We start from the raw sequence: 12301 nt of genomic DNA, 5'->3' as shown, positions 1-12301 counted from the left end.
GCCCCACCCGCCTGGGGCCGGGCTCCCGCCCCGGAGTACCCCCCGCCCCCGCCGGTTTGGGTGGCGCCGGTAACCGTCCTCAACACTCACGAGGCGCCGGCGACACGAAACCGCAGGTGAGTGGCGATCCCCGCGGCGGGTTCGCCCTCCGGGACCAACTCGCCCCCGCGCCCGGCGAACAGACCGGTCCCCTGCCCCAGCAGCACCGGGGCGAGGTGGAGATGGACCTCGTCGAGCAGGCCCGCGCCGAGCAGTTGCCCGGCGACGTCCGCGCCCATCACCAGGACGTCCTTCTCCCCCGCGGCGTCCTTGGCGCGCCGGACCGCCGCCTCCAGCCCGTCGAAGGCGAACGTCCCGCCGTTGTCGCCGCGGAAGCCTTCCCTGATCCGGTGAGTGACCACGAAGCTCGGTATGCCGGGCCACGGCGTGCCACCCCACGGCCGCAGGCCGAGGTCGAAGGTGCGCCGCCCGATGACGGTGGCCCCGACGATCGCGTTCACCTCCTCGACGGCACGCGCGTCGGCGCCGTCCCCGGCCATCCACTCGTGCAGCCGTTCACCGCCGTCGCCCATCGGTTCGCCGGGGCGCACGTTCGGCCCGGCGGTGAAACCGTCCAGCGACATCGACACGTCCAGCACCACCTTGCTCATCGCAAGGCCTCCTTCGTCTCCGTGGCGCCACTGTCCGGGCGCTGTCACCGAAGAGTCGGAGCCGTCCGGGCCGCCTCGACATCGGCGATTGCGCGATCCGGCCGGCGCGGTCTATGTTCCTACGTGTTCGAATAGCGTCATGGCCCGTCCGATTATCGGACACTTTGCCGAACGGCCGACTCGACGAGGAGCGAAAGTGACGAACCTGCCCGCCTCGCCCGAAACGGCCGATTCGAGGTCCAGCGGTGTCAGCCGGTCGGCGTTCCGGCGGGTACTGGCGGGCAGTACCGCGGGCGCCGTTCTCGAGTGGTACGACTTCGCGCTCTACGGAATCCTCGCGGCCACCGTGCTCGGACCGCTGTTCTTCCCCGGCGGCAACGGATTCGCCCAGTTGCTGCTCGCGCTGGCGACGCAGGGGCTCGGCTTCGTCGCCCGCCCGATCGGCGGCATCGTCTTCGGGCATCTCGGCGACCGCCTCGGACGCAAACCGATGCTGGTGACCACTTTCCTGCTACTCGGGTTGTCGACCTCCGCGATCGGGCTGCTCCCCACGTATTCGCAGGTCGGGATCGGGGCGACGATCTCGCTCGTCGTGCTGAGGCTGATCCAGGGATTCGCCCTCGGCGGCGAATTCGGCGCGGCGGTGCTGATGGTCAGCGAGTACGGGAGCCCGAAACGGCGCGGTTTCTGGTCGGCGTGGCCGCAGGCTGGAGCGCCGCTGGGCACGGTGCTGGCCACCGCCGTGGTCGGCGGGATCGCCTTGGTACTCCCCGAAAGCGCCTTCGACCAGTGGGGCTGGCGGGTCGGATTCCTGTTCGCGATCCCGCTGCTGGTCATCGGCTTCTGGATCCGGCGGCGCATCGACGAATCGCCGGTGTTCCAGGAAGCACAGGCACGGGCCTCCGCGGAAACCGTCCGCGAACGGTCGAGCATCCTCGAAACGCTCGCCCACCCCGGCCCCGTCCTGCGCGGTCTCGGCGTGCGGCTGGGTGAGAACGTGGCCTTCTACGTCTACACCGTCTTCGTGGTCGCTTATGCCACCAAGACTTTCGGCTACGACAAATCCGACGTGCTCCTCGCCGTCGCCATCGGGTCGCTGCTGCAGTTCGCGGGAATGCTCGCCGGCGGCCATTGGTCCGACCGCGTCGGGCGGCGGATCGCCATGCTGGTCCCCGCCCTCGGCCTCGCGGTCTGGGCGCCGGTCTTCTTCGCGATCGTCCAGGCCGACAACCTGCCCCTGCTCTACCTCGGCGTCGGTGTCGGCGCCGCGCTGCACGGGCTCCTCGCCGGGCCGGAAGCGGCTTGGATCGCCGAACTCTTCCCGACCCGACGCCGGTTCGCCGGTGCTTCCCTGGTGTTCCAAGGGTCTTCGATCATCGCCGGTGCGCCGGCGCCGCTCATCGCGGTGTGGCTCGCCGAAAAGCAGGGCCCCACGGCGGTCGTGCTGTACCTCGTGGCCACGATCGCCGTCACCGTCGTCGCCCTGCTCCTCAGCCGCGAAACCCGTGGTGCGGACCTGAATTCCGGGCAGCCCTAGGAGGTGCCGGATCCGTAGGGCCGGGTGAGGATCTCCAGCACGTGACCGTCCGGGTCGTCGAAGTAGACACCCCGGCCGCCGTCATTGGTGTTGATCTCCCCCGCGCCGCTATGCCCCGGCCCCGCCCAATACGGCAAACCTCCTTCGCGGATCCGCCCGAAGATCGTGTCGAACTCGTCCTCCTCGACCAGGAACGCGTAGTGCTGTTTGGAGAACTCCTCGGTGCTGTGCATGACATCGAGCGAGACCCCGTTGCCGGTCTGGACCACCAGGAACGGGCCGAATTCGGCGGGCTCGGGCAGTCCGAGGATCGAGACGAGGAAAGCCGCCGTCGCGGCCCGGTCGGTGGCGTTGATGATGGTGTGATTCAGCTGCACTGTCATGAAAGCACCATGACACCTCGAGTTGGCTGGAGGTCAAGTAACGTTTCACGGTTCGTCACGACTTGAGTACTGCAAGCCGACACGAAGGGGACGTGATGCGTGCTTTGGTGATGGCCGGTGTTGCCGGTCTGCTCACCCTGACCCTCGCCCCGCCGGCGGCGGCCTCGGGCGTACCGGAACAGTGGTCGGCCGGACCGTTCACGGCGCAGGTCGCGGTCATGGCGGGGGACGTCGATGGCGACGGCAAGGACGATCTGGTCAGCTACAACACCTATCTGTACGGGTGCTACGTGATGCGGTCGAACGGTTCGGCCTTCCAGCCGCAGCAGAACTGGGGCGCAGGCGACTTCCTGAGCAGCGGCTTCAACGGCAACGCCAACTTCGTCGGCGACATGGACAACGACGGTCGCGCCGACGCCATCGCCGTCCGGCTGCCCACGCCCTCGACACCGCAAGGCATCTTCGTCGCGAAGTCGACCACCGACTGGTATGGCGTGGACCGTTTCGGGACGCCCACGCAGTGGCTGAACAACTACATCGCCGGTGACTACGGGAATCTGGCCGCGGATCTGGACGGCGACGGCGACACCGACGTGATCGGCCTGTTCAGCCAGGTCACCCTGGCGGCGCGGTCGGACGGCACCAAGACCCTGCCCTTGACGGCCTGGGCACCGCCCATCCGCGGCGGGAAGGCGACGCTGGCGGCCGACGCGACGGGTGACGGCAAGGCCGACCTCATCCTCGTCGACGCCGGCGGCACCAGAGTCGTGGCAGGCACCGCGAACCGCTGGTTCGACACCCCGGTGTCGTGGTCGGCGACTCCTTTCCACGGCGGCAAAAAGACCCTCACTGCGGATATCGACGCCGATGGCGACGCCGACCTCATCGCGGTCAACGACACGGACGTGCAGGTGATGCGCTCCACCGGGACGAGCTATTCCCCGCCGGAATCGTGGTACGCGGGCCCCTTCTTCGGCACGAAGGAGACGCTCACGGCAGACGTCGACGGGGATGGCGACGCGGACCTCGTCGCGGTGAACGCCAACGACGTCTGGGTGCTCCGCTCGCAGTAGCCGGAACGCGAGAGCCCGGCCGGATGCCTGCGGTGGCATCCGGCCGGATCCGGTCAGGATCGGGTTTCGAGCCACTCCTGGAAGGTGGGCCCGGCCAGCTTGGCGTGCGGGCCGGGCAGGAACCCGCCCTTGGCGGCGATCTCGCCGTCGGGCACGTCCGCGCCGTCGACTCCGACGACCTCGATCCCCCGGGCGGCGCCGGCGAGCCGGGCCGCCTCCGCCATGATCTCCTCGCGTGGCCCGGCGATCTCGGGAATCGGGGTTCCGGGTGCGGCCGGAGCGGCCGCCAGATCGGCCAGTTCCTCGGCAACGGCGCGGCAGGCCACGAGCTGAGTGGGCATCGCCGGCACATAGGCGACGCCGTCCCGCCGCCACTCCAGCAGCTGAAGCACGAACTCGTGGAACTGGGCCGCCCGCAGAAGGCGGACCGGGAGCGGCCCGGCCAGGAGGAACTCCTCGTGTTCCTTCTTGGCCGCGAGGAAACCGGTGGTGGCGTTGTCGACGCCGATGATGGACGCCGCGGCGATCAGGGAGACTCCGGCCCGCTTGCCCTCCTCATGCAGATTGCGGGCCGAGGTACGGAAGAACTCCGCCGCCGCCTCCTGGTCGGAAGCGTGCCACGAAGCGACGTCGATGATGACGTCCACCCCGGAGAGCGCCTCGGCGAGCCCCTCACCGGTGACGATGTCGACGCCGGTGGCCCGGGACATCGGGACGACCTCGTGCGCGCGTTCGGTGAGGACGTCGACGACGTGCCGTCCCAGCCGCCCCGTCGCTCCCGCCACTGCGAACTTGCTCATGGTTCAAGCCTTTCGTGAATGCAGAAGGGGTCAGTCCGTGTAGTTCCGGCCGGGTGGCATCCCCGGGATCGGCTTCGCGATGAGCGCGGCCGGGGCGAAGAACCCGATGTGGGCGATGGCCATGACGAGCGTCCAGAGCGCCTTGTCGTCGTAGCTGGCGGACGCCCTGGCGTACAGCTCGTCGGGAACGCGCTCCCCCGACGGGTTGGCGGTGAAGACGGCTTCCACCAGCTCCAGCGCGACCCGTTCGGCATCGGTGAAACAGGTGGCGTCGCGCCAGGTGACCACGGAGGTGATCCGCTCCTCGGATTCCCCGAGCTCTCGCAGCACGCGCGTCTCACGGACGACGAAATACGTGCTGCCGAGCAGCTGCCCGGCACGCAGTTGCACCAGGCTGACGGTGGTGGCGGGAATGGTGCCGTTCTTGATGACCTGGTGCAGGCCGGCGCCGACTTCCGCCAGCTCGGGGACGAACGGGAGCGGGTTGGGCATCCGCGACCGCGGGCCCTTTGTGGTGGACATGATCGGACTTCCTCACTCGTGATGTCGTTTGGTGACGAGCAAGAGATCCCGGCGACCGGCCCGGTGTGACAAGACCGCGGTGTGGCGCAGGCCACCACTCCCGGGTGTCACAAACCGGCGGCGGCCGGGGTCGTAGGGACAACACGAACAGGGGGAACAGTGATGACCGAACGACACGAGAGCACGCTGGACCCGGCGACCGAAACCTTCGTGGCCCATCGCAATCTGCTGTTCACCGTCGCCTACGAGATGCTCGGCTCGGCCACCGACGCCGAGGACGTCTTGCAGGAGACCTGGCTGCGCTGGTCGGGCGTCGCGTTCGACACGGTGCTGGATCCGCGCGCGTTCCTGGTCCGGATCACCACGCGGCAGGCGCTCAAACGGCTGCGGACACTCGGCCGCCGCAAGGAGTCCTACGTCGGCCCGTGGCTGCCGGAACCGCTGCTGACCACACCGGACGTGGCCGAGGACGTCGAACTGGCCGCGAACGTTTCGATGGCGATGCTGCTCGTACTGGAGACACTCGCGCCGACCGAACGGGCGGTCTTCGTGCTACGGGAGGTTTTCGCCGTCGACTACGACGAAATCGCCCAGGCCGTCGACAAGACTCCCGCCGCCGTACGCCAGATCGCTCATCGGGCGCGGGCCCACGTCGCCGCGCGCAGACCACGCGGCACCGGATCCCCGGCCGAACACCGGGCCGCGCTCGAGGCGTTCCAAAAAGCGGTGGAAACCGGCGATCTGCAGGGCCTGCTCGACATCCTCGCGCCGGACGTCGTCGCCCTCAGCGACGGTGGCGGGGTCAAGCACGCGCTCCTGCGGCCGATCGTGGGCGCGGACAAGGTCGCCCGCCTGCTGGCCGTCGGTTGGTGGAAACGCGAGGCGGAGAGGACCGTCGAACCGGTCGAGGTGAACGGCGGGCCCGGTCTGCTCATCCGGGTCGGCGGAGAGATCGACGGCGTGCTGGCGGTGCGGGTCGAGAACGGCTGCGTCACCGGCGCCTACCACGTCCGCAATCCCGAGAAACTCTCAAGCGTGGCAAGGGAAATCACCGTGAGCCGAAAGCGTCCTTCACCGCGTCGGATGCGGTGAAGGACGCTTTCGGCCCGCCGGTCATTCCCGGACGGTCGCCGGGGCACGCTCGGGTTCGTCCGGAACGGGATCGACCGGCGCGGCCGGAACGGTCGCCGCGGGCTTGCCGCGCCGCCTGCGGATCTCGAACCCGATGAGGATCAGCGCGAGTGTCACGGCGCTGAGCCAGAACTGCGAGCGGGTCGACGGCAGCAGCGCCATCGCCAGGATCACGGCACCCATCAGCGCGATGGTCGCGTAGCTCAGCCACGGGAAGAGCCACATCTTGAGCGTGAGCTTGTCCGGGTCCTCCCGCTCCAGCCGGCGGCGGAGCCGCACCTGCGCGAGCGCGATCGCGAGGTACACGAACAGCGCGACGGCGCCGTAGGAGTTGACCAGGAACTGGAAGATCAGGTCCGGCGAGGTGTAGGCGGCGATCACGGAGACGTATCCGATGACCGTCCCGGCCAGGATCGCGCGCCTCGGCACACCGCTGCCGGAAAGCCGGGTGAACGCCTTCGGCGCGTCGCCGTTGCTGGTGAGCGCGAACAACATCCGCGACGAGGTGTACAGGGCCGAGTTGAGGCACGAGAGCACCGCGGTCAGCACGATCGCGTTCATGATCGTCGCCACGGCCGGGATGCCGAGCACCTCCAGCACCGCCGCGTACGGGCTGACCGCGGTCGCCGGATCGTCCCAGGACTTGATCGCGACCACGAGGAACACGGAACCGACGTAGAACAGCACCACGCGGAAGATGATCGAGCGCATGGCCTTCGCGATTGCCTTCTTCGGCTCCGCGGATTCGGCGGCGGCGATGGTGACGATCTCCGCGCCGGTGTAGAAACCGATGCACGGCACCACCGCCGCAAGCACCGCCCCGATCCCGAGTGGCGCGAACCCGCCGTGGGACACCAGATTCGTCAGGCCGCCGTTGGCACCCGGCCAGAAACCGAACAGGTAGAGGGCGCCGACGACCAGGAACACGACGATCGCGACGACCTTGATCGAAGAGAACCAGTACTCGAACTCGCCATAGGACCGCGCCGAGACCATATTGGTACCGGTGAGGATCAGGAGCAGGCCGAGACTGAGCACCCAGAGTGGCACGTCGGGTACCCACAGCTGCAGGATCCGGCCGCCCGCGACGGCTTCGACCGCCACGACGATGACGAAGAAGTACCAGTACATCCAGCCGACCGCGAAGCCCGCGCGGTTGCCGAGCGCTTCCCTGGCGTAGACGTAGAACGATCCGAGCGCGGGCTTGGCGATCGTCATCTCCGCGAGCATGCGCATGATGAGCACGGTGATCAGACCGGCGATGAGGAACGAGACCACCGCCGCCGGGCCAGCCGATTGGATGACCACGCCACTGCCGACGAACAGCCCGGCTCCGATGACTCCGCCGAGGGCGATCAGGTTCATATGTCGCTGTTTGAGCCCTGGCTTCAGGCCGTTGCTCTGTGCCGGACCGGACGTTGAAGTCACGTCTCCTCCTTCTCGCACGCACCGCCGGAGCGGTGGCGCTGGGAGCTCCATTGTGGTTCCGGTCACCGTAGGAACAAGTCGGGCCAGGGGCGAGAGCCAGTTACGATGTGGGAAAGGGGTCCAGATCACCCTCGGGACGAAGGGCGCACGGCCAAGGCCAGCAGTTCCGCCGCCGGACCGGTGAGCCGCCTTCCCTCCGGCCAGACCGCGCGCAACACCCGTCCGAAGCCGACACCCTCCACCGCGACGGGCACGAGCTCGTGGTCCGCGACGTCCAAGGCGCTGATCACCGCCGGCCCCGCACCGGCGATCACGGCATTGCGGACGGCCGAAGCGGAACCCAGTTCCAGCAACGGTTTCACCGGCCCCACACCTGCCTCGCGCAACGCGGCGCCGACGGTCTCCCTGGTTCCGGAGCCGGGTTCCCGCACCACGAGCGGCGTGGCCGCGAGCTCCGCCGGGGTCAGCGGACGGCGTTCGCGCGCCCACGGATGGGAGCGGGCGACCACGACCACGAGGCGGTCCACGGCGACCTTTCGCGACGTGAGTCCGGCGAAGGGGCCGGGCGATTCGACGAAGCCGATGTCGACCTTGCCCTCGCGGGCCAGTTCGGCGACCCGATCCGAGTTCGTGACCTCGAGGCCGAGGCGGAGGCCGGGGTGCGCGCGGTTGAGGTCGCCGATCCAGCGCGGGACCAGGTGCTCGGCCAGGGTCATGCTCGCCGCGATCCGGAGCCCGGTCTCGTGCTTTCTCCGCAGGGCTTGGGCGCCGTCGAGCAGTCCGTCGAGTTCGGCGAGCACGCGCCGCGCCCAGCCCGCGATCACCCGCCCGTCCGGGGTGAGCGCGGAACCGCGACGCGTCCGGTCCACCAGCACCAGGCCCAGCCTCCGTTCCACAAAGGACAGTCGCTTGCCCGCCGACGGCCGCGTCATCCCGAGGGTGGCGGCGGCCTGACCGATACTGCCCAGTTCGCCGACGAGGACCAGCAGGCGCAAGGAGTCCAGCTCCGGGGCGGTCATAGCCAAAGTGCATGACCTACCCGTCGTTCTCCCGGCTACCGTCGCTGTCCTTTCCGGACGACGCTCGTCGGTATGAGCACCATGTCTGCGCGGCGAACGAAGCCGCACCTCACCGGTCTGGCCGTCACCGCCCTCGGTGTGGTTGTCGCGTACGTGCTGAGCACCGCCGTTCCCGTGCTGAGCGCGCTCACCCTCGCGGTCGTGCTCGGGGTGCTCGCCGGCTCGCTGCCGGTCCTCTCGGACGGCACCCGGCAAGCGATCGCGAAGGTGACGAAGAAGCTCCTGCGTGCCGGTGTCGTCCTTCTCGGTCTGCAACTCGCGCTCCCTTCGGTGCTTTCCCTCGGCCCCGGCACGCTGCTCGCGGTGGTGCTGACGGTCGGCCTCACGTTCCTCGGCACGATCGGGCTCGGCAGGCTGATCGGTGTTCCGCGCGGGCTCGCGATGCTGGTCGCGACCGGTTTCTCGATCTGTGGCGCGTCGGCGATCGCGGCGATGGAAGGAGTCGTCGAGCGTGAGGACTCCGACGTCGCGACCGCGGTCGCACTGGTGACCTTCTACGGCGGCCTGGCGATCGCGGCGGTCCCGCTCATCGGCGGCTGGCTGGGGATGGACGCCCTGCGGATCGGGGGCTGGGCCGGATTGGGTGTGCACGAGGTCGCCCAGGTCGTCGCGGCCGCCACCCCGGCCGGGACCGCCGCCGTCGCGGTCGCCGTGGTGGTGAAGCTGAGCCGGGTCGTCCTGCTGGCCCCGATGGTCGCCGCGGTGAGCGTGCACGAACGACGGCGCCGTCCGTCCGCCGCCGGGAAACGCGCCCCGCTGGTCCCGCTGTTCGTCCTCGGTTTCCTGGCGATGGTGGTGGTGCGGAGCACCGGGATCCTGCCCGGTGTGGCGCTCGACGTCGCCAAAGTGGTCTGCACGCTGCTGCTGGCGGGAGCGCTCTTCGGGCTGGGCTGCGCGGTCCGGATCGGCACCCTGGTCCGCACCGGTGGCCGGGCGCTGCTGCTCGGGCTGCTCTCCACGCTGCTCGTCGGCACCATCGCCTATGTCACCCTCGCGCTGCTCGGCTAGCTCGCGTTCCGTGAAGGCCTCCTTGAGGGACTCTGGGTCCCTCAAGGAGGCCTTCACGGAACGTCCAGGGCTTGGACGGCGGTCAGCAGCGCGAGTGTCTCGATGTCGGACGCCGAGCAGCCGCGGGAGAGGTCGTTGAGCGGCGCCGCGAGGCCCTGGAGGATCGGGCCGAGCGCGACGGCTCCCCCGAGCCGTTCGGCGATCTTGTAGCCGATGTTGCCCGCGTCCAGATTCGGGAACACGAGGACGTTCGCGCGGCCGGCGACCGCGGAACCGGGCGCCTTGGCCGCCGCGATCGACGCCACCAGCGCGGCGTCGAACTGCAGCTCACCGTCCACCGGAAGACCGGGTTCCCGCCGCCGTACCAGCGAAGTCGCCTCGCGGACGACCTCGACCCGCTGATGGTCGGCGCTCCCCTGCGTGCTGAACGACAGCATCGCGACGACGGGGTCCTCACCGGTCAGGCCGCAGTGGGTCGCCGCGGCGGCGAGGGCGATGTCCGCCAGCTGCGCCGCGCCCGGCTCGGGCACCACCGCGCAGTCCGAGAAGGTCAGCCGTCGCCCGTCCGGGAGCAGCAACAGGAAGCAACTGCTCAGGGTGGACACCCCCTGGGCGAGACCCACGACCCGCAGCCCGGCGCGCAGGACGTCGGCGGTCGGCCGGGTCGCCCCGGCGACGCAGGCGTCCACGTTTCCCGCTCGCAAGGCGGCGGCCGCCACGAACACCGGATCGCGCCGGGCGGCGGCGAGCTTTTCCGGGTGCCGCGCGAATCCCGCCGTCAGGGCGGCCTCGGTCCGGTCGTCGGCGAGTGCGTCCGCGACGTCCACGATCAGGTCGTCCGTGGCCCCTGCCGCGCGCAGGCGCGCCCCGTCGCCGAAGAGCAACGGCCGCACGACCCCTTCGTCCCGGAGCGCCAGCGCGGCTCGGACGGCGCGGTCGTCGTCGCCGTCCGGCAGGGCGACGCGGAGACTCCGGCCGCGCAGTGCCTTCCGCCATCTGTCGAGCGTCGCGTCCGGCGTGACCTCGGTGGTCAGGCTCATCGAAGTACCTCCACGTACGAAGCGGGGGCCGCCGGAAGACGGCGACCCCCACCGGGTGAAAAAGGGCTGGTTCAGGGCTGGACGGCCTTCTCGACGTCGTTGAGCATCGCGTCGACGCCGTGGAGCAGTTCGGTGAGCACCTCGCGATCGGCGATCAGCGGCGGGGAGATCATCAGCATCGTCGCGCCGCGATCGTCGCCGCGGAGGATGACGCCCGTACGCCGGAACGCCTCCGGGAGCACCTCGCGAAGCACCTTCAGCGATTCGGCCTCGGTCAGCTCCCGGCCACTGTCACGGTCGGCCATCAGCTCGATCGCGTAGAAGAATCCGGTGCCGCGGACGTCCTTGACGCAGCGGTGCGCGGATTTGAGGGAGTTCAACGCGGCGAACAATTCCGGCCCCTCGGTGAGGACGTTGCCGAGCACGTTCTCGTCCCGCATCGCGGTGAGGTTCGCGACCGCGACGGCGGTGGCGACGGGATGCCCGCCCCAGGTGGCGCCGTGGGTGAAGACGCCGCCCTTCGGGGAGTCGTACAGCTCGGTGACCAGCTTCTCGCGCACGATCACCCCGCCGAGCGGCGCGTACCCCGACGTCGACCCCTTGGCGAAGGTGATCAGATCCGGTACGACGCCGGTGAGCCCGTGCCCGAACCAGTGCCCGAGCCTGCCGAACGAGCAGATGACCTCGTCCGAAACGAGGAGGATGCCGTACTTGTCGCACAGGGCGCGCAAAGCGGGCCAGTATCCCTTCGGCGGCACTAGCGCGCCGCGGCCGTTCTGCACCGGCTCGGCGAACAGCGCCGCGATGGTCTCCGGCCCTTCTTCGAGGATGACCCGCTCGATCGCCGCGACACAGTCCAATTCGGCCGCCGGCCCGCAGTCTCCCAGCAGTCCCAACGTGTTCGGCACGTGCCGGACGCCGGGCATGAGCGGGCCGAAGGGTTCCTTGATCTTCGCGAGCCCGGTCACCGAGAGGGCGCCGATGGTGGTGCCGTGATAGGCCATGTCGCGGCTGATGATCTTCGTCCGCTCGGGCTGCCCCTGGCTGCGGTGATACTGCCGGGCGAATTTGAGCGCGGTTTCGACCGCCTCCGAGCCGGAGTTGACGAAGAACGTCGTCCCGAGGTCGCCCGGCGCCAGTTCGGCCAGCAGCGTGGCGGCTTCGATCGCGGGCGTGTGCGCCGAACCCCAGTTGCTGGCGTAGGCCAGGGTGCCGACCTGGTCGGCGGCGGCCTTGGCGATGTCGGCCCGTCCGTGGCCCATGTTGACGCAGAAGAGCCCGGCGAGCCCGTCGAGATGACGGCGTCCTTCGGTGTCGATCAGGTAGCTTCCCTCGCCGCGTACGAACACCGGGAAATCCGAGGCCCAGGTGTCCTTGCGGGTGAAGTGCGGGCCGAGATGCCGTCGAGCCTGCGCTCGCAGCTGGGTGACGTCCACCGGAGACCTCCTTCGAGACACGAGTCTGTGCTTTGACTTTCGCAACCCGGCTGGCACCGGCCCAGCACCAGAGCGGCGGCGTTCGATGGGTCCAGTTGGCTGTGCCCTCGACGTTGCGAAAGCCACTTTCGCAACCTTCAACGGTGGGGAAGTTGGGGTGGGCAAGCGCCGCCCCCCCCCCCCCCCCCCCCCAACCAGGGGGGGGTAAAAAAAA

12 protein-coding genes are annotated in these 12301 nt (G+C 69.5%); 4 read left to right on the top strand and 8 right to left on the bottom strand.

The genetic code is table 11. From position 1 onward, the window contains the following. Window positions 1-86 precede the first annotated feature (86 nt). Complete coding sequence (locus ACFWIW_RS38000; RefSeq protein ID WP_378372913.1) at window positions 87-650, bottom strand: dihydrofolate reductase family protein; 564 nt, start codon at window positions 648-650, stop codon at window positions 87-89. Window positions 651-846: 196 nt separating this feature from the next. On the opposite strand from ACFWIW_RS38000, the gene ACFWIW_RS37995 reads away from it, so the two are divergent. After that, window positions 847-2187, top strand: a complete 1341-nt coding sequence (locus ACFWIW_RS37995; RefSeq protein WP_378372912.1) for an MFS transporter — start codon at window positions 847-849, stop codon at window positions 2185-2187. On the opposite strand, the gene ACFWIW_RS37990 is transcribed toward ACFWIW_RS37995, so the two are convergent. Beyond that, complete coding sequence (locus ACFWIW_RS37990) at window positions 2184-2570, bottom strand: VOC family protein (protein ID WP_378372911.1); 387 nt, start codon at window positions 2568-2570, stop codon at window positions 2184-2186. The two genes, ACFWIW_RS37995 and ACFWIW_RS37990, sit on opposite strands and share 4 nt — an antisense overlap. Before the next feature lie 95 nt (window positions 2571-2665). Here ACFWIW_RS37990 and ACFWIW_RS37985 point away from each other — a divergent pair, with 95 nt between their 5' ends. After that, window positions 2666-3643: an FG-GAP repeat domain-containing protein gene (locus ACFWIW_RS37985; RefSeq protein ID WP_378372910.1), complete on the top strand. Its 978-nt coding sequence runs from the start codon at window positions 2666-2668 to the stop codon at window positions 3641-3643. 53 nt (window positions 3644-3696) lie between these two features. Here the strand turns inward: ACFWIW_RS37985 and ACFWIW_RS37980 are convergent, their stop codons facing one another. Together ACFWIW_RS37980 and ACFWIW_RS37975 are read right to left on the bottom strand one after the other, a co-directional pair. Then, window positions 3697-4443, bottom strand: a complete 747-nt coding sequence (locus ACFWIW_RS37980) for an SDR family oxidoreductase (RefSeq protein ID WP_378372909.1) — start codon at window positions 4441-4443, stop codon at window positions 3697-3699. Between the two features lie 30 nt (window positions 4444-4473). Next, the gene (locus ACFWIW_RS37975; protein WP_378372908.1) at window positions 4474-4965 is read right to left on the bottom strand and encodes a carboxymuconolactone decarboxylase family protein; all 492 of its coding nucleotides are present in this window, start codon (window positions 4963-4965) and stop codon (window positions 4474-4476) included. Between the two features lie 162 nt (window positions 4966-5127). On the opposite strand from ACFWIW_RS37975, the gene ACFWIW_RS37970 reads away from it, so the two are divergent. Then, the gene (locus ACFWIW_RS37970) at window positions 5128-6057 is read left to right on the top strand and encodes an RNA polymerase sigma-70 factor (protein WP_378372907.1); all 930 of its coding nucleotides are present in this window, start codon (window positions 5128-5130) and stop codon (window positions 6055-6057) included. Between the two features lie 21 nt (window positions 6058-6078). On the opposite strand, the gene ACFWIW_RS37965 is transcribed toward ACFWIW_RS37970, so the two are convergent. Both ACFWIW_RS37965 and ACFWIW_RS37960 read right to left on the bottom strand, forming a co-directional pair. Next, complete coding sequence (locus ACFWIW_RS37965) at window positions 6079-7461, bottom strand: amino acid permease (protein WP_378372950.1); 1383 nt, start codon at window positions 7459-7461, stop codon at window positions 6079-6081. Window positions 7462-7649: 188 nt separating this feature from the next. Then, window positions 7650-8543 carry a LysR substrate-binding domain-containing protein gene (locus ACFWIW_RS37960; protein WP_378372906.1) on the bottom strand — a complete coding sequence of 298 codons (894 nt, stop codon included), beginning with the start codon at window positions 8541-8543 and terminating at the stop codon, window positions 7650-7652. A gap of 72 nt (window positions 8544-8615) precedes the next feature. Here ACFWIW_RS37960 and ACFWIW_RS37955 point away from each other — a divergent pair, with 72 nt between their 5' ends. After that, on the top strand, window positions 8616-9611 hold the full coding sequence (locus ACFWIW_RS37955; protein WP_378372905.1) for a YeiH family protein: 996 nt from the start codon (window positions 8616-8618) through the stop codon (window positions 9609-9611). 53 nt (window positions 9612-9664) lie between these two features. Here ACFWIW_RS37955 and ACFWIW_RS37950 read toward each other — a convergent pair whose 3' ends face one another. Together ACFWIW_RS37950 and ACFWIW_RS37945 are read right to left on the bottom strand one after the other, a co-directional pair. Then, window positions 9665-10651: a phosphotransacetylase gene (locus ACFWIW_RS37950; protein WP_378372904.1), complete on the bottom strand. Its 987-nt coding sequence runs from the start codon at window positions 10649-10651 to the stop codon at window positions 9665-9667. Between the two features lie 71 nt (window positions 10652-10722). Then, entirely contained in the window at window positions 10723-12087 is a 1365-nt protein-coding gene (locus ACFWIW_RS37945) for an aspartate aminotransferase family protein (protein ID WP_378372903.1), read from the bottom strand. Window positions 12088-12301 lie beyond the last annotated feature (214 nt).

Origin of the sequence: Amycolatopsis sp. NPDC058340 (assembly GCF_042723975.1) — a bacterium.
In the GTDB taxonomy this organism is placed as follows: Bacteria; Actinomycetota; Actinomycetes; order Mycobacteriales; family Pseudonocardiaceae; genus Amycolatopsis.
Note: the sequence above shows the minus strand (reverse complement) of the source record. Positions and strands in the feature narration are given on the sequence as shown.

Excerpts from the sequence above, each read along its gene's own strand:
- ACFWIW_RS38000 (WP_378372913.1), bottom strand. The coding sequence starts at position 650 with ATGAGCAAGGTGGTGCTGGACGTGTCGATGTCGCTGGACGGTTTCACC.
- ACFWIW_RS37990 (WP_378372911.1), bottom strand. The coding sequence starts at position 2,570 with ATGACAGTGCAGCTGAATCACACCATCATCAACGCCACCGACCGGGCC.
- ACFWIW_RS37985 (WP_378372910.1), top strand. The coding sequence starts at position 2,666 with ATGCGTGCTTTGGTGATGGCCGGTGTTGCCGGTCTGCTCACCCTGACC.
- ACFWIW_RS37980 (WP_378372909.1), bottom strand. The coding sequence starts at position 4,443 with ATGAGCAAGTTCGCAGTGGCGGGAGCGACGGGGCGGCTGGGACGGCAC.
- ACFWIW_RS37975 (WP_378372908.1), bottom strand. The coding sequence starts at position 4,965 with ATGTCCACCACAAAGGGCCCGCGGTCGCGGATGCCCAACCCGCTCCCG.
- ACFWIW_RS37970 (WP_378372907.1), top strand. The coding sequence starts at position 5,128 with ATGACCGAACGACACGAGAGCACGCTGGACCCGGCGACCGAAACCTTC.
- ACFWIW_RS37965 (WP_378372950.1), bottom strand. The coding sequence starts at position 7,461 with ATGAACCTGATCGCCCTCGGCGGAGTCATCGGAGCCGGGCTGTTCGTC.
- ACFWIW_RS37960 (WP_378372906.1), bottom strand. The coding sequence starts at position 8,543 with ATGACCGCCCCGGAGCTGGACTCCTTGCGCCTGCTGGTCCTCGTCGGC.
- ACFWIW_RS37955 (WP_378372905.1), top strand. The coding sequence starts at position 8,616 with ATGAGCACCATGTCTGCGCGGCGAACGAAGCCGCACCTCACCGGTCTG.
- ACFWIW_RS37950 (WP_378372904.1), bottom strand. The coding sequence starts at position 10,651 with ATGAGCCTGACCACCGAGGTCACGCCGGACGCGACGCTCGACAGATGG.